Raw genomic sequence first — 16,284 nt, 5'->3', positions numbered from 1 at the left:
TCGCGCGTTCGCGGCGTTGTGCGTTCGCGGCTCTGCGCGTTCGCGGCTCTGCGCGTTCGCTCACTCCTCGCGGCCGATCCGCTCCAGCAGCTCGCCCAGGCGCCGCATCTCCTCGCCGTAGCGTGCCCAGTCGCCCTCGCGCTGCGCCTCGATGGCACTCTGGTACAGCCGCCGCGCCTCCTGCAGCATCTGCTGGAGTGCCGCGCTCGCCTGCGACGGCGCCCCCGCGGGTGCGGCCGCCTCGGGGGTGACCGGGACGGCGCGTGCCACCGGGACATCGCCACCGCCGGCGAACAGCGCCTGCAGCGCCTGCTCCAGCGTCTCGCGCATCACCACCTGGTTCTCGTACGCCACCAGGACGCGCTTGAGCTCGGGGATGCGCCCCCCCTCGGCCTGCAGGTAGAGCGGCTGCACGTACAGCAGCGCCTCCTCGATCGGGATCACGAGCAGGTCGCCCCGGATGACCTGCGACCCGCGCTGGTCCCACAGCGAGACCTGGCGCGCGATCTCGGTGTCCTGGTTGATGCGGTTCTCGATCTGCCGCGGACCGAAGACGAGCGACTGCCGCGGGAAGCGGTACACGCGCAGCTTTCCGTAGTTTGCCCCGTCGTTCCGCGCCACGATCCACGCTGCCAGGTTGTCCTTCCCCCGCGGGGTGAACGGCGCCATGTAGATGAACTCGGCGTCCGGCTCGTCGGGGAGGCGCATGACGATGTGCCGCATGTACGGCACGCTCTCCTCGCCCGGGTTCACCACCGGGATCTGCCACTGGTCCTCGCGGTGGTAGAACTCCTCCGCCTGGTCCATGTGGTAGGTGGTGTAGAGCGCCGCCTGGGTGCGGAACAGGTCGTCCGGGTAGCGGATGTGGGCGCGCAGGTCGTCGCCCATCTCCGCGAGCGGGCGGAAGATCCCGGGGAAGGCGGCGCTCCAGGTCTTGAGCACCGGGTCGTCCGGATCGGCCGCATAGGCCTCGAGCGTCCCGTCGTAGGCGTCGACCACCACCTTGACGCTGTTGCGCATGTAGGTGGCGTTGTCCGGGCCGCGGTACGAGTAGGGGTAGCGCGACGTGGTCGTGTAGGCGTCCTGCATCCACTTGAGCGTCCCCTCGGGGGTCACGACGAGGTACGGATCGCGGTCGAGGGTGAGGAAGGGGAGCGCCTTCCGCACCCGTTCGCCGATGTTGCGATGGTACAGGATGCGGCTGTCGCCCGTGATGTCGCCCGAGAGGAGGATCTTCGCCGACCCGAAGTGCATCGCGAGGACCAGGCGGCGGAGGACGTTCCCCACCCGCACGCCACCTTTCCCGTTGTAGGTCGCGTAGACGTTCTCGTCGCCCGCCGGGTAGTCGAACTCCCGCTGGCGGGTCCCGGTGAAGACGTACTCGTTGGCCATCTCGCCGTAGTAGATCTGCGGGCGGGTGACCTTGAGCGACCCGGTGGCCGACGGCGGGAGGTCCTTGATGAAGAGGACCGGGAGCCCCTGCGTGGTGACCTGGTTGACCGGGCTCATGGTGAGCCCCATGCCGTGGGTGAAGGTCAGGTGCTCGTTGATGAAGGTGCGGGTGGGGAGCGAGGCGACGTTGAGCTCGCGCGGCGAGAGGAGGACCTGCCGGTAGCGCCCGTCGATCCAGTAGCGGTCGTCGTCCACCTGGACGAAGTCGTAGTAGGTGCGGATCTCTTGCAGCTGGCCGAAGGTGCGCAGCAGGGGGCCGCGGTCCCAGAGGCGGACGTTCTCGATGGTGGCGGCGTTGGCGCGGATCTTCTCCATCGTCAGGTTCGGCTCGCCCTCCAGGTCGCGCACCTCCACGCGGTCGAGCCCCCAGGCGCGGCGCGTCGCCTCGATGTGGCGGGCCAGGAAGGGGGTCTCGCGCGTGAGCTCCGTCGGGGCGACGACGAGCTTCTGGACGAGCGCCGGGACGACCCCGCGCCCCACCACCGCGACCAGGAGGTAGCTCCCGATCGCGAGGAAGCCGAACCACCCCAGCTGTCGCCGGAGCGCGCCGACGACCAGGAGGATCGCCGCCGCCACGGCGGCGAACGCCGAGACGCGGAGGGCGGGGAGCGTCGCGTGCAGGTCGGTGTAGCTGGCGCCCACCAGCGGGCCGGTCGTCGACTGGAGGAGGGCGGCGCTGTCGACCAGCCAGAGGCGGAGCGCGGCCAGGACGAAGTAGGCCGCGAGGAGGATCGCCAGGTGCAACTGGGCCGACGGCTCGATGCGGAGCCGGTTGGGGAGGACGATGATGTCGCGGCGGAAGAAGTAGGTGGGGACGACGACGAACAGGGTGAAGACGACGAGGCTCGTCAGGACGGCGAGGAGCGTCGCGATGGCGGGGAGGGTGAAGACGTACCACCCGATGTCGCGCCCGAACACCGGGTCCTGCGCGGCGAACGACGTCCCGTGGATCGCCTGCAGCACCGTGCTCCACGTCCCGCTCACGCCGATGCCCGTGAAGAAGGCGAAGAGGAGTGCGATGGGGCGGCGCATCCGGAGCCCGACGGCGCCGACATCGATGGTGCGGACCGAGTCCCCCGCCTGCACCACCATCGGTTCGGGGGCAACGCCGCGGAGGGCGATCGTGAGGTTGAGGTACATCATCGCCCCCGCCAGCAGCGCGCCGGCGAGGAAGAGGAGGAGCCGGGTGACGAGGGTCCGGACGAAGACGACGTCGTACCCCACCTCGCGGAACCACCAGAGGTCGACGAAGAAGCCGGCGAGGGTGGGGGCGAGGATGAAGACGACGAAGGCGATCGCGATGGCGATCACCAAGGGGGCGCGGCCTCGTGGCACGGGGAGCCTCGGGGTGTCGGGACGCGGGGCGCGCCCGCGGCATCCGGGCGCAGGCGTGGAGCAGTCCGTTCAGCATCGCCCCCCGTGCGCGGAAGCTCAAGGGTTGACCGGGGACGGAGTCATGACTGTCGGAGCGCCGGCTTTGCGCAATGCGGCGCGAAGAGAGTCGCTCGAATGGCTCGGACATCCCGGCAAACCCCACCACACCCCACCAGGAGGCCCCATGCATTCCCTTGTGATGTCCCCTCGCGCCGCCGTCCCCATCATCGCCCTGGCCGCCGCCGTCCTGACCTCCTCGCTCGGGGCACAGGGGGCGGGGGCGGGGGCTGGCGCCTCGCCTCGTCACTTCACCAGCGGCTACACCGACGTGGGTCCGACCATCGGGCTCGGGGGGATCGGTGAGGCGGGCATGGCCATCGGCGGGCGCTTCGAACGCGCCGTGAAACAGCTCCCCGACCTGGGCAACGGCGTGCTGGGAATTCAGGCCAGCGTCGATTTCTGGAACTACAACAACCGCTATGTCGGTGTCGACTACGACTTCCGTTACATCAACATCGGCGTGACGGCCAACTACCACTTCAACGTGGCGGGGAATCCGAAGATCGATCCGTTCCTTGGGCTCGGGCTCGGCAACAGCAGCGTGAGCACCGACTGGGCCGGCGACTACTCGAGCGGGATCTACTTCATTGGGCGGGCTGGGATTCGCTACTTCTACAAGCCGCGCCTAGCGCTGTACGCCGATGCTGGCGCCGGGGCGTCGACGCTCAACCTGGGCGTGACCTTCGGCTTGGCGGGAGGGAAGTAGGCGGGAGGGAAGTGGGCGGGAGGGGCCTGGGCGGGGAGGGGGGAGCGCCCGGTGGGGGGGACACCGGGTGAGGGTGAGGCGCCAGGCGCGGATCGTTCGCCCTGGCGTCTTCACTTCGCCGCGGGCCTGGGGAGATACCGCTCTCGCTCGGCTCGGTAGCGTGCGGCCTCCTCGCCCCTGCCTAACGAATCAAGCGCCAGCGACAGGTCCAGGCGTGCCGCCTGCAAGTAGCTCACGTCCGGACTCGCGATCTTCGCCACGATCGCGAAGCCGCGCTCGGACTCCGAGACCGCCGCGGCAAACCGCCCGCTGCGGAGCAGGCAGCGCCCCAGCTTGATGTAGCCGATGCCGGTGTTCAGGTGCGCCGGTCCCTGCGAAGCGATGTAGATGTCCAGCGCCTCGCGGTAGAGCGCCTCGGCCCGACGGTAGTCCTTCCGGTAGAGATACGTGTCGGCAAGGTTCCCCGTCGCCACCCCCGTGCGGTAGTTGCGCCCCGGATAGGCACGCTGGTAGATGGCGCGGACCCGCGTGAAAGCCCTGGCCGCGACTTCGTAGCGTTCCTCGCGCATGGCCAGGCTCCCCAGTTCGTTCAGCGTGTTGGCCACGTTCGGGTGCCACGCGCCAAAGACCCGTTCACGGATGGCGAGGGCCCGTTCGAACGGCTGGCGTGCGTCGGCGTAGCGGTTCTGGAAGAGAAGCGATCGTCCCAGGTACGTCAGGTTGCCCGCCGTCCGGTAGTGGTCTTCGCCATAGAACGCGCTGCTGATGGCCAGCGCCTCGCGGAAGTACTGCTCCGCCTCCTTGTAGTGGCCGCGTTCCTGCTGGGTCGCCCCGAGATTCATGAGGTCCTCGGCCACGCGCGGGTGGCGTTCGCCGTAGAGGGCGCGTGTCATCGCCAGCACCCGGCGATTGAGCGAATCGGCGACATCGTAGTCTCCCGCATAGAAGTGGGCATTCGCCAGCTCGCCAAGGGCCTCGTGCAGCTCCCGCCGCCCATCGGGACGATCGCGCAACCGCGCCACCACGGAGTCGAGCGCAGCGATGGCGCGGGTGTGTTCTCCACGCTCGACCAGTGCCCTACCCAGTGCCGTGTGGGCCTCGACCAGGTCCGGAGCGCCGGAATTGCGCGAGCGCGCCAGTGTTGCGATCCCCGCGCGCAGCAGCTGCTCTCCCTCGTCGTAGCGCGCCTGCGCGGTCCTGAGATCGCCCAGCGCCACCATCGCCCGCCCCGCCTCCGCGCTCGCTTCCCCGGCCACGCGCCGCCATTGCGCCAGTCCGGTGGACAGGAGCGAGTCGGCGCGCCCGAGCTTCCCCAACTGCCGGTAGATCCCGCCGAGCGTCTGGTAAAGGTCGGCCTGCACTCGGGGCTCCAGGTCGAGGGCGCGTGCCGCCGCCACGCCCTGGTCGAGCAGCGTGACCACGCGCAACGACTCGGCGGGTCCGGCGGCCTCGTCGCCTCCCTGGAAGAGCGTCGACATGAAGCGCTGGATCCGCTGGGCTCGTACCGACTCGACGAGCGCGGCGTCACGCGCCTGCGCCAGGCGCAACGTGTAGAAGCCGACCAGGGCCACCAGCGCGACGGCTGCGGCGCTGGTCGCGGCGACCGTGCGGGCGTTGCGTCGCAGGAACTTCGCGGTGCGGTAGCCGAGTGAGTCGCCACGCGCCTCCAGCGGCTCACCGGCGAGGAAGTGGTCGATGTCGCGCAGGAGCGCTTCCACCGACCGGTAGCGACGGGCGGGATCGTGGTGCATCGCCGTCAAGCACAGCACGTCCAGCTCGTCCCATTCCGCCCGCGTCGCCGCCACGCGGCCTGGCGCCTCGCGCTGCGAGGGGCGCACGGGGTTTCCGGCAACGATGACCGCCTCGGCGCTGGCCGGCGTCCGTTGCGCGAGGTCGAATGGGAGTACTCCCGCCAGCAACTCGTACAGCATCACGCCCAGTGAATACACGTCGCTGTGGACGCCGACACGCTCCCCGGTCACCTGCTCGGGTGCCGCGTAGGCCGGCGTCATCGGGGGGGCCACCGTGCGCGTCACGTCGTCATCGCCGTCGTCCGCCAGCTGCTTGGCGATCCCGAAGTCGAGGAGCTTCACCGTCCCATCGCCGCGCACGAAGACGTTCGACGGCTTGAGGTCGCGATGGATCACGAGATGCTGGTGGGCATGGAGGACCGCCTCGCTCGTGGCGCGGACGAGTTGCAGCCGCTGGCGCAGCGTACAGCGCTGCCGGCGGCAATACTCGTTGAGGGGGGCACCGTCCACCCGCTCCATCGCGATCCATGGCGTCCCGTCGGCGAGCGTTCCCGCATCGTAGAGCCGGGCGATGGCGGGGTGATTCAGCTGCGCCAGGGTCCGCTGCTCGGCGACGAAGCGCTGGCGGCGGGCCGGCGACAGCCACGCATCACGGAGCACCTTGACCGCCGCCTCGCTGCCCAGGTCTGCGCGATTCGCCAGGTAGACGACGCCCATCCCGCCCTCTCCCAGCAGCCGCACCAGTCGATAGGGTCCGAAGGCATGCGGCGGAACCGGTGCGGAGCGAGCGGGTGGGAAGAGGGCGACCGCGACGCGCCCCACGTCGCCATCGAGGAGCGACGCGTCGTCCGCGTCGCCATGCAGCAGCGACGCCACCTCCGCGCGCAGCGAGGCGTCGCCACCGCATGCCTTGGCGAGAAAGGCCTCCCGGTCCGGTACCGGCAGGTCGACCGCCTGGTGGAAGAGCTCCTGGACGCGTTCCCAACGCGCACGATCCATCGTGCCTCCTTGCGACCCCTGCCTAACGGGATCGGCGCAGCTCCGTCGCCAGCCAGGCGCGCGCGGCGCGCCAGTCGCGCACGATGGTCGCCTCCGAGACACTCAGGAGCTCGGCCGTCTCGCGCAAGTCCAGCCCGCCGAAGAACCGGGCCTCGACCAGCATTCCCTGCCGGGGGCTCAGGCGCGCGAGCTCGCCCAGCGCCTCGTCGAGGGCGAGGAGATCATCGACCGCGGTCTCCTCCTCTCCCAGCGATTCGTCGAAGGTCACGAATGCCGCTCCACCTCCGCGCTTCTCCGCCTGCCGGCGCCGCGCGGCCTCGACGAGGACCTGCCGCATGGCCCGCGCCGCGATGCGCTTGAAGTGAAGGCGAGTCGTCCTCGCCACGTGCGGGGTGCGAGCGAGCTTGAGCCAGGCCTCGTTGACCAGTGTGGTGGGGGTCAGCGTCGCGTTGGGATCGCTGGCCCGTACCGACGACGCCAGGCGTCGCAGTTCCTGATAGGCGTCGCTGAAGACGGCGTCGAGGGCACGACGGTCGCTCTGCGACATTGCGGCATCGATGGGGTCGGGCGACGACCAGGGATCAGGCACCGCTCGCGGCATTGAAGCGCCCCCGAACGCCAGGGATTGGAGGATGTTGACGAGTCCGGCATCGCCGATGCTGGGGTTCGCTGTAGCGAAAGTCGTGCCCGGCGCGGCGCGGCGCCAGTGGCAGCGACGGAGCGTGACCGTCCGCGCCCTCGTTCTGCGCAAGGCGAGGAGCGCACCAGACCCTCCGACCCTGTCCCCTCTCCCGACGGCACTCCGGCGCCTCGAGTCTCGAGCGATGCATCCACCAGCCTTCGTCCAGACACCCTTGGTTTTCCCGCACCGCGCATCGCAGCTTCCGGCAACCGGGCACGAATGCGCTCACCCTCGTGGGACGGCGTGCGAATCCACCCGCCCTGCGTTGCACGAACGCCCGTCGGTCGCGTGGCGCGGGCTCGTGCCGTTGGTGGTTGCGCTTGCTGCGGCGTGCCTGGGCGCATGCGGCGGTGGAGAGGGCGGCGGCGGGACGCCCACACAACCCGGGGGGCAGGGCGGGACGCTGACCCTCTCCATCCCGACCACGGCTGCCACCGTGAGCATCGCCGGGAGCACCAGCATCACCGTTACCATCGTGCGCGGCGGGAGCTTCAGCGGGACGGTCGCCCTCTCAGCGAGTGGGCTCCCCGGTGGGGTGACGGCCTCCTTCGCCCCGGCCACCCTCGACCCGGCGACATCGAGCGCGGTCCTCACCATCACCGCCTCGGCGAACGCGTCGGCGGGAAATGCCACCCTCACGATCTCGGCCAGCGGGACCGGCATCGCCACCCAGACGGGAAGCGTGTCGCTCACCGTCACCGCGACCGCCGCTCTCCCGATCGGTTTCACCATTTCCGTCGATCCGGTGGAGTTTGACCTCCCCGCCGGGAAGGGGTGGAGCGGGTATGGCGTCGTGAACATCACGAGGACGAATGGCTTCACCGGGGCGGTGAACGTCGCCGTCACGCCGCTCCTCGGCTCCGTGGGCTCGGCCATCGTCGCCACCCCTGCCACTGTCGGAGCCGGCGATGCGGCCACCAACCTGTTCGCCCTCGCGGCTGACGGCACGGTGCCCGGGGTGTACGCGGCCACCGTGCGGGCCACTGCTCCCGGCTTCGCCGAGCAGCAGGCGCAGGTGCGGTTGCGCGTTTCGGCGCCGAGTACTGGCGCCATCGCCTGGACGTTCTGCAGTGCCAGCCGCGTGCCGAGGTACTTCGCGGTGCGCGACGGAAACGGGGCGTGGCAGCACGTCATTCCCGACGGGCCGGCAGCCGCGACGGCCACCACGCCGACCGCGTTCCGCTTCTCCCTCAGCCAGCCCACCGGCGCGGTGGCGATGGTCAACCTCGGCGAGAAGACCAGCACGTCGCCGCTCATCCAGGGGTTCCGGTGGGAGGTGTACTACATGACCGCCGCCGAGATCGCCGACCGGGCGTCGAGGGAGTGTACCCTTCACCCTGACGCCACCACCCGCCGGGCCACCGGGAGCCTGACCGGATACCAGTCATTCGACGCCGTTGTCGTCTCCGCCAGCCGCAAGGCGATCGGATTCGCCGGGAGCACGGGCGGGGCATCCACCACCGTCACCGTCCAGAACCTCCAGCCCGGGCCATTCGACCTCTTCATGACGCGGTCGTCGTTCAGCAATGGCGGGAGCGTCCCCATCGTGCCCCAGCGGCTCCTCCTGCGCCGCGGGCTCGACCCGACCAGCGGCGGAACCCTTGCCCCGATGGACTTCACGACGGAGGGGGTGGCGCCGGTGACGGGCGTCATCACGATGGGGAACACCAATGGCGAGACGTTCTACAGCATCTCGAACTTCCTGACCGCCGACGGATTGAATGCCCTGTTCCACGCGGCGGGGACATACACCGCCACCAGCCGCGCGTGGTACGGCGTCCCCGCCAACAAGCTCCTCGCCGGTGACCTGCACCAGTTCGTCGCCACCACCAACAACGTGAGTGCCAGGCGCGCGGTGATCGCCTACGGCGCCACCGTGACCAGTCGCTCGCTCGACTTCGGACCGGCGCTGTCGGCGCCGAACGTCGCTGCCGGTACGACGACCGCCCCCTGGCTCGTTCGCGCCACCGGGACACTTTCCAGCGACTACGCGAACCGCGCGTCGATGTACCTGCGTGAGTCCATCGCCGATCCGCGAGCCATGATGATCACCGCCACCCGCGGCTGGCTGGGTGCCGGGAATGCCTACGACGTCGCCCTCCCCGACCTCTCGGCCGCCACCGGCTTCACCGCGTTCTGGAACCTGCGGCGCGGAGCCGCGGTGCGTTGGACGGTGACCGGAGGCGAGGGCGACCCCGGGTCGGCCGACGAGACCTTCTGCATCCTCACCGGCTACTGCGCGGTGAAGGCCGTCGACGGGGCGGTCTACAAGTCGGCACAGGCGACGGGGACGGTGACGATTCCCTGACGGGTCGCGCGGCGGGATCGTCGCGGCCCGGGGGCCCGACGGCGTCGAAGAGAGCGCGTTCACGACGCGTGAGCGCGACGCGCCGGCGCGGGCCGGCAGCGGCAGGGCGACGGTCTGGCGGACGGGTCAACGAGCCGGTGCTCTCGCCGTCCTCTTCGTGCTGGCCGCCGAGACGGAGGCGGCCGGGTGCAGCGGCAGAGCGGGGAAATGGGAGGCGCGTGAACAGTGCGCCGAATAACGAGAACGGCCCGCGACGGTTGGTCGCAGGCCGAATGGCACGCAAGACAGACGGCTGACCACGACAACGAAGCTGCCGCGCCGCGTGGCCCGTCACGTCGGGAAATCGCCACGCATCGTGATGCTTCGCCGACTTTCCCAGGTTGGTCAAGGGGACATCCGGTCCCCCTGTCGGTCTTCCGCGACCTGCCCGGGAGGAGGCCTCCCGGGCGCGCTGGGCGCGAAGGGGCGCCTAACGCAACGAGCGCTGGTGGCGGACGGCACCTAGTGAATCGTCAGCCCGAGGCCGATCTGTCCGAAGTTGGCTCCATACCCGTCGAAGCTCCCGCCGATGCCATTCCAGAAGGGAGTGAGACTCACGTTCTGGCCAACGCGAATGTCATAGCCGATTCCGAGGAGGGCGCTCACGCCCGTGTCCGACGCAGATCCGTATCCATCGACGCCAAGGTCGATGGTCGCGATCCCCAACCCACCGGTGAGATAGAATCCGCCCGTGGTGGACGGGTAGAATCGAACCAGCGCGGCGAGGCTCCCCATCGTCAGCGTGACCCCATCCTCATTCTTGGTCCAGCCGTTGGTCCCGGCGCCGAGGAGGAGCCGAGGAGTGATCGTCCCTCCCAAGGAGAGCTGGCCGGAGAGTCCGTTCGTGCGCGAGCCGCAGTCATCGCAGCCAAGGCTGCCGGCACCGAGACCGACATTGAACCAGAAGCCTTGGCGCGTCTGCGCGTGCTGGGCCCCTGCCGTGCTCGTGAACACCAGCGATGCGAGACCGATGGCGGCAAGTGTCCTGATGGTCGTTCGTACCATGTTCCCCTCCCAGACCCTTGATGAGGTGTGAGCGCCTGACGTGTCGCGAGAATCGCGACCTGGCATCCACAGTCTGCGGAGGGGGTCTGACATCCTAACGTCGCGATGTGCCTATCGCTTGCCCGAATCGGGAAGCACATAGATCGCGATCGCCCGCCCCTTCCGCTGCGTGCCCGTCCCGAAGATCGCGGCCGCAACCTTTGCCCCGGCGCTCGCTTCGTTCACGGCATCCAGGATCACCCCATTGGCGCCGAGTTCCCCGGCCTTCTTGCGCATCGATTCGAACAGGTCGTTCTCGTCCGTCAAGTTCGATTCGCCGGTGGAATTGAGGAGGGCGATCTCCTCGAAGGGACGTCCGACCTGATCGGCGGTGCGGTAGATGCGGACGGCGGACGGAGCAACCTTGGGGCGGGCGACCGGCGAGGGGTTGAGCAGGGTGGCGTTGGTCCGGACGCAAGCGGTCGTCAGGAGCAATGCGGCCAGCAGGAACAATCGACGTGCCATCGAAGTGGCCTCCAGGTGAAGGTGTCCAAGACACCCGGAGACAGTACGAAGGGGCTCTGACACCCCGTTACTGCTCGCCCTCCCCCGTTTACCTCTGGCGCGCCATCTCCTCCAGCCGCACCCTTAGCCGTTCCCGCATCTCCGCCGGCGCCAGCACCTCGGCCTCGGCGGCGTATTGCAGGACATGGCGCATCCCCCATTCCCAGTCGGCAAGGGGATGGTCCATGACCAGCGATCCGTCAGGTGCAAGCGCACGCCCCTCACGCTCGGCGATCCAGCGGGCGATGCGCGGCGAGTAACGCACGCGCATCGTCGCCGCCCCGTCGTGCTGGAACGGGCGACCATCCTGGAAGATCTCCTCGATGTCGAATCCCTCGACGCGTTCGAAGCCCTCGCCGGTGCGCTCGGCCGACTCCAGCCGGTCCATCCGGAAGATCCGCATCCCCGCCTCCCGATCACAGTGGGCCACGATGTACAGCATCCCGTGCCGCGACACGAGGACGTACGGACAGATGACACGATCCCCCGGCTCCGCACTCCCCGACTTGCGATAGGTGATGCGCAGCTTGCGCCGCTCGCGCAGCGCCTCGCGGACCGTGGCCAGGAGCGCGGTGTTCCCGACCTCGCCGAGCGATGCCCCGTGGAGCCCGTCGGGGATGGGGTCGTTAGGCAGGCGGGCGATCACGGCGCGCAGCCGGTCGCGCGCGCGATCGAGCACCTGGTGCTCGTCCGGCGGGCGATGCGTCCGCAGGAGCGCCAGCCCCAGCTCCAGCGCGCACAGCTCGGCGACCGTGAGCCGCATGGGGCGCAGGAGGTTGTTGGTCACCGCCGACACGCGGTCGGCCTCGACGAAGAGCTGTACCCCGTCGACGAAGCCTGGCGGGGTGTCGTAGCGGGTGACGAGCGAGTAGAGGTCGTGCTGGAGGACCTCGAGGGTGGTCCCGATGCGGTGGGCGACGTCCTGCAGGGGGACTTCGTCGCCGTTCGCGATCTGGGGGACGAGCTGGAGGATGCGCCGAAGCTGAGCCGCGGCCCCCTTGGGCTCCCAGGGGCGCGAGGCGGCGTCCTGTCGGGCGCCCGATGGGGCCTCACCGGGTGACGCGCCCGACTCCGGCGCCCCCGCGTTCGCTCCAACATTCTCCCCCGCGCTCGCTCCCTCGTACAGCCGCGCCGTCGCCTGCACCTCCGCGCGATACCGCGCCACCACCTCCCCCGGCGATACCGGACGCGCCTCGCCGGCGAACGACATCACCCACCGCACGAAGGCGTCGGGACGCCGCACGTCGAAGGCGCGCTGCGTCGGCGCCCCGTCCACCGCGCGCCCCAGCTTCATTGCCGCCACGGTCGGCCCCGACGTCCCGGTGAAGTCCACGACCGCCTCGTTCGCGTCGCCGCTCCCCAGCTCCCAGGCGTGACGCGAGCGGGCGTGCTCGCGCAGGCGAAAGGTCGCCGGGACCTCGTAGTCGGGGGTCTGCGGCTGCTTCGCATTGACGGCCACCATCCCCATCCGGTTGAGCCGGAAGTTGCGCAGCTCGCCGCGCGCGCGGTCGCGCCCCGCCAGGTACCAGTGCCCGGTGAGGAAGAAGAGCCCGTAGGGCTCCACCGTGCGCCCCTCGTCGCGGTCGGTGCTCATCGCGTGATAGGCGAAAGTCACCACCTTCCGCCGCCGCAACGCCTCGCCTAACGACTCGAAGGTGGCGGCATCGGGACGTTCGCGCGAGCGCAGCACGCGCGGCGTGTCGGGCGAGGGGAGCGCGGCGTCGATCGGGAGGTCGACCGCGAGCTTGCGCATCGCGCTCTCGACGTGCGCCGCCAGGAGCGGTTCGCCCAGCCCCCGCACCCCCGCGGCGGCATCGACCACCGCCTGCAGCTCGTCGGCATCGAAGGTGAGCGATGCCAGCGCATGGTACCCCCACGCATCCACGGTCGCCGGGCGCGAGATCTCGCCCCCGGGGACGGCGAAGCAGAGGTACGGGAGGTAGAAGTCGGCCCGCTTCAGCCGGTACTTCCCGCTCGCGTTCCCATCCTCGTCCTCGTGCGTGGTGATCGGGATGCCGAACTCCTTCAGCTCGTCCTTGTCGCGCTCGAACGCACGCTTGAGCGACTCGACCTTCGTGCGGCGCTTCGCCTCGTCCGGCTCCCGCTCCGCCTCCGCCAGCTTGAGGGCGTACTCGGGGACGTCGTGCGCCAGTTCGGCGAAGGTCGCCGGCACGCTGCGCGTCAGGAGCGCCGCCACCAGGTCGACCCAGCGTTGCAGCTTGGCATTCCCCCGCGCCGTCGGCGGGAGCGCTCCCACCTCGTATTCGCGCTCGTCAGGCATCGTCGCCCCTCCCCATGGCCTCCTTCAGCCGCGCCTCGAGTCCGCTCGTCCGCCCTGTCACGCGCGCCAGCGCCGCGCGAATCGCCGTCGGGCTCCCCACCAGCGTCACCCCGCGCCGGGCCCGCGTGGCCGCCGTGTACAGCAGCTCGCGACTCATCACCCGGCTGTCGTAGTCGGGGACCACCACCATCACGTCGTCGAACTCCGACCCCTGCGACTTGTGCACGGTCATCGCCCACGCGGTCTCCACCGCCGGGAGGCGCACCGGCGCGATGGCGCGGATCGTCCCGTCGTTGGCGCGGAAGTATGCGAGCGCCCTCCCCCCTCCCCCCTCGCGCCACACCACGCCGACATCGCCGTTGAAGACGCCCGTCACGTAGTCGTTGGCCGTCACCAAGATGGGGCGTGCATGATACCAGTGCTCATGCACGGCGTGCCCGCGCCGCGCCAGCCACCGCTCCACGGCCGCGTTGATCCCGTTCACCCCCATCCGCCCCTCCCGCTCAGGGGCCAGGATGCGGAAGGCGTCGAGCGCGTCGAGCAGCTCCGCGGGAGACTGCGCCGCCAGGCAGCGCTCCAGGCTCGGCAGGAGCGGCTCCAGCAGCGCATCCGTGCTGGGCGCCGGCGGGCGTTGCTGCACCTCGCTCGTCTCGCCATCGCCACACACCCGCAGCACCTCGTCGCCGTCGCCACGCAGGATGGCCTCGGCGAGCCTCCCGATCCCCGGGTGCGCCTTGAAGCGCCAGCTCTCGGTGAGCCACTCGACGCTCTCGCGCAGCGGCGCCCCTTCGGGGAGGGCGTTCGCCGTGCGACAGAGCGCCCCCAGCACGTCTCCCGCGTCCACGCTCGCCAGCTGGTTGTGGTCGCCGACGAGGGTCAGTGCGGCACCGGGCTTGAGCGCCTTGAGGAGCGCGTCGAGCAGGAGGACGTCCACCATGCTCGCCTCGTCGACGATCACCAGGTCGTCGTCGAGCGGATCGCTCGCGTTGCGGCGGAAGGTGTCGGTTTGCGGCGAGTAGCCCAGCAGGCGATGCAGCGTTCGCGCCTCGCCGGGGAACTCGGCCCGCCGTCCCGTCTCCCGCGCCAGGGCGTCGAGCCGCTGGCGGATCGACTCGGTGAGGCGCGCCGCCGCCTTTCCCGTGGGCGTCGCCAGTGCCACGCGCACTCCCGGCTGCGACTCGCGCAGCAGCACCAGCCGCTCGGCGACCCGTGTGGTCTTTCCCGTGCCGGGGCCGCCGGTGATGATCGAAAACGCCTTCCCGCCAGCGGCAGCGTCGGCGCCCACCAGCTGCTGCACCCGCGTCGCGATGCGCGCCTCGGCGTCGAAGTAGCGACGGAACTGGAGCACGTCGCCGTCGAGCACCAGCGGCGTGAGCCCCTTCCCCTCCCCCATCAGCGAGGAACGCCCGAGCACCTCGCGCCACCAGTCGGCGTCGCCGTCGGGGAGCGCGTCGGCCTGCGCCCCCGCGACCGGCGCTCCATCGGCCGCGGCCAGCACCGCCGCCACCGCCGCCATCGCCGAGTGCGCCTGGCGGGCCAGCTGGGGGAGCGTGATCGCGCTGTGCCCCTCGCGCCGCACGCGGCTGGCGATCGCCGTGGCCACCGCCGCCGCCATCGCCCAGTCGGCCGCCTCGTCGCTGCGCCGCACGCAGAGCTCCGCCAGTTGCACGTCGATCGGCTCGCAGAGGCGCGCCGCGTGCATCGCGGCGAGGAGGTCGCGCACCCCGAACGGACGCGCCGCCTCGCCCCCCGTCGTCGTCAACGCCGGCGCGCTCATGCGCGCCTCCCCAGCGCCGCATCCAGCGCCTCCAGCAGCTCCGGCGTGGGCGCGTCGCGGAACCACCCGCACTCGCTCACCCCATCCACCCCCCGCAGGAAGACATACGCCACCCCGCCCCAGTCCCGCGCCGGGTCGTAGCCTGGGTGCCGCAGCTGCAAGTGCCGGTGCAGCGCCAGCAGGTACAAGTGGTACTGCAGTGTGTAGTGAGCCTGCATCATCGCCTTGGAGAGGGCCGCAGGGTGATAGGCCTGGTCGCCTTCCCCCAGGTCGTTCGACTTCCAGTCCATCAGCCACCATCGCCCCTGGTGCTCGAAGGCGATGTCCACCACGCCGCTCAGGTATCCCCCCACGCTGGAATCGCGCAGCGTGCGCAGCAGCGGCGCGTACTCGCGCGCGTGCGCCGAGCCATGCCGGGCCAGCGTGTCGGCAATGCGACGCACCGATGCCGACCGTATCGAGAGGTCGAAGCGCCACTCCCGCAGCGAGTCGCGCACCGGGACATCGGCGAGGGCGAAGGTAGCGCCGGGGACGGGCGCCGTGGAGACCACCTGCAGCATCTGCATCACGTCGTCCACCCGCTGCGCGCCCTCGGGCGTGTCCGCGAACAGCCCGTGCCGCGCGAGGGTGCGCTGCACCATCTCGTGCGTGCGCGGCTCCCCCGCGCGCCTGAAGTCGAGCGACTCGAAGACGTCGTGCAGCGCGATCCCCCCCTGCCGTCCGGCGGGAAAGGCGCGGAACCCGGTGGCCACAGGACGTTCCCCCGGGAGCGCCGGGACGAGGAGCGGGTCCGCGACGTCGCGGCTCTCCTCGCTGTGAACGTCGGCGACGAGGCCGGTGAACGAGGTGAGGCGCCAGGTGTCGAGCTGGCGCGGCCCCAGCTGCAACGCCTGGGGCTCGGCGACGACAGCCACCTCCCCGGCGCGCGGCGCCTCGCCCCACGGCGCCCCCCGCTCCACGTCGCGCACCCCCATCGTCCCGCCAGCCGCGGCCACCAGGGCACGCAACGCCTCGCGCTCCACCTTGCCGCTGTCCGTGCGCATGAGGTGCCCGAGCGGCGAGTGCACCGACGACGACTCGCCGGTGCCGATCACCCCCCACACCACGTAGCACCGATGCACCGCGCGCGTGAGCGCCACATACGCCAGGCGCAGCTCCTCGGCGTCGTCCTCCCGGTCTTGCGCCTGCCGGCGCTCCGCGCGCTGCGGGGTCCCCAGGTCGAGCACGGCCCCGCCGTCCTCGCGGGCGAGCGCGTAGTCCACGCCCAACGGCCCCTTCTGCTCCCGGCTTGCCCCCCACAGCGTGGG

Annotated in this window: 9 protein-coding genes and 1 pseudogene; 2 read left to right on the top strand and 8 right to left on the bottom strand. The window is 70.7% G+C overall.

From position 1 onward, the window contains the following. Nucleotides 1–60: 60 nt before the first annotated feature. A complete protein-coding gene (locus ABS52_07105; protein ID ODT03853.1) occupies nucleotides 61–2,787 on the bottom strand; it encodes a hypothetical protein in 2,727 nt (908 codons plus the stop codon). Between the two features lie 238 nt (nucleotides 2,788–3,025). On the opposite strand from ABS52_07105, the gene ABS52_07100 reads away from it, so the two are divergent. Then, nucleotides 3,026–3,592, top strand: coding sequence for a hypothetical protein (locus ABS52_07100; protein ID ODT03852.1), 567 nt, complete (start codon nucleotides 3,026–3,028; stop codon nucleotides 3,590–3,592). Nucleotides 3,593–3,702: 110 nt separating this feature from the next. Here ABS52_07100 and ABS52_07095 read toward each other — a convergent pair whose 3' ends face one another. Together ABS52_07095 and ABS52_07090 are read right to left on the bottom strand one after the other, a co-directional pair. After that, nucleotides 3,703–6,342: a hypothetical protein gene (locus tag ABS52_07095; GenBank protein ID ODT03851.1), complete on the bottom strand. Its 2,640-nt coding sequence runs from the start codon at nucleotides 6,340–6,342 to the stop codon at nucleotides 3,703–3,705. A gap of 22 nt (nucleotides 6,343–6,364) precedes the next feature. Continuing rightward, the gene (locus ABS52_07090) at nucleotides 6,365–6,943 is read right to left on the bottom strand and encodes a hypothetical protein (protein ODT03850.1); all 579 of its coding nucleotides are present in this window, start codon (nucleotides 6,941–6,943) and stop codon (nucleotides 6,365–6,367) included. A gap of 517 nt (nucleotides 6,944–7,460) precedes the next feature. Between ABS52_07090 and ABS52_07085 the strand changes: the two genes are divergently transcribed. Continuing rightward, nucleotides 7,461–9,332: a hypothetical protein gene (locus ABS52_07085; GenBank protein ODT03849.1), complete on the top strand. Its 1,872-nt coding sequence runs from the start codon at nucleotides 7,461–7,463 to the stop codon at nucleotides 9,330–9,332. 501 nt (nucleotides 9,333–9,833) lie between these two features. Here ABS52_07085 and ABS52_07080 read toward each other — a convergent pair. The 5 genes and pseudogenes from ABS52_07080 to ABS52_07060 form a co-directional block, all read right to left on the bottom strand. After that, nucleotides 9,834–10,325 (bottom strand): hypothetical protein, encoded by a 492-nt coding sequence (locus ABS52_07080; protein ODT03848.1) that lies wholly within the window; start codon nucleotides 10,323–10,325, stop codon nucleotides 9,834–9,836. Between the two features lie 162 nt (nucleotides 10,326–10,487). Beyond that, nucleotides 10,488–10,868, bottom strand: a complete 381-nt coding sequence (locus tag ABS52_07075; protein ID ODT03847.1) for a hypothetical protein — start codon at nucleotides 10,866–10,868, stop codon at nucleotides 10,488–10,490. Between the two features lie 100 nt (nucleotides 10,869–10,968). Then, entirely contained in the window at nucleotides 10,969–13,200 is a 2,232-nt protein-coding gene (locus ABS52_07070) for a hypothetical protein (GenBank protein ODT03846.1), read from the bottom strand. Continuing rightward, a complete protein-coding gene (locus tag ABS52_07065) occupies nucleotides 13,193–14,977 on the bottom strand; it encodes an exodeoxyribonuclease V subunit alpha (protein ID ODT03845.1) in 1,785 nt (594 codons plus the stop codon). Before ABS52_07065 ends, ABS52_07070 begins: the two co-directional genes overlap by 8 nt. Then, nucleotides 14,974–16,284, bottom strand: a pseudogene (locus ABS52_07060) (hypothetical protein). Before ABS52_07060 ends, ABS52_07065 begins: the two are co-directional and overlap by 4 nt.

The organism is Gemmatimonadetes bacterium SCN 70-22, from assembly GCA_001724275.1.
Classification (GTDB): domain Bacteria; phylum Gemmatimonadota; class Gemmatimonadetes; order Gemmatimonadales; family Gemmatimonadaceae; genus SCN-70-22.
Note: the sequence above shows the minus strand (reverse complement) of the source record. Positions and strands in the feature narration are given on the sequence as shown.

Excerpts from the sequence above, each read along its gene's own strand:
- ABS52_07070 (ODT03846.1), bottom strand. The coding sequence starts at position 13,200 with ATGCCTGACGAGCGCGAATACGAGGTGGGAGCGCTCCCGCCGACGGCG.
- ABS52_07065 (ODT03845.1), bottom strand. The coding sequence starts at position 14,977 with ATGAGCGCGCCGGCGTTGACGACGACGGGGGGCGAGGCGGCGCGTCCG.
- ABS52_07095 (ODT03851.1), bottom strand. The coding sequence starts at position 6,342 with ATGGATCGTGCGCGTTGGGAACGCGTCCAGGAGCTCTTCCACCAGGCG.
- ABS52_07090 (ODT03850.1), bottom strand. The coding sequence starts at position 6,943 with ATGCCGCGAGCGGTGCCTGATCCCTGGTCGTCGCCCGACCCCATCGAT.
- ABS52_07100 (ODT03852.1), top strand. The coding sequence starts at position 3,026 with ATGTCCCCTCGCGCCGCCGTCCCCATCATCGCCCTGGCCGCCGCCGTC.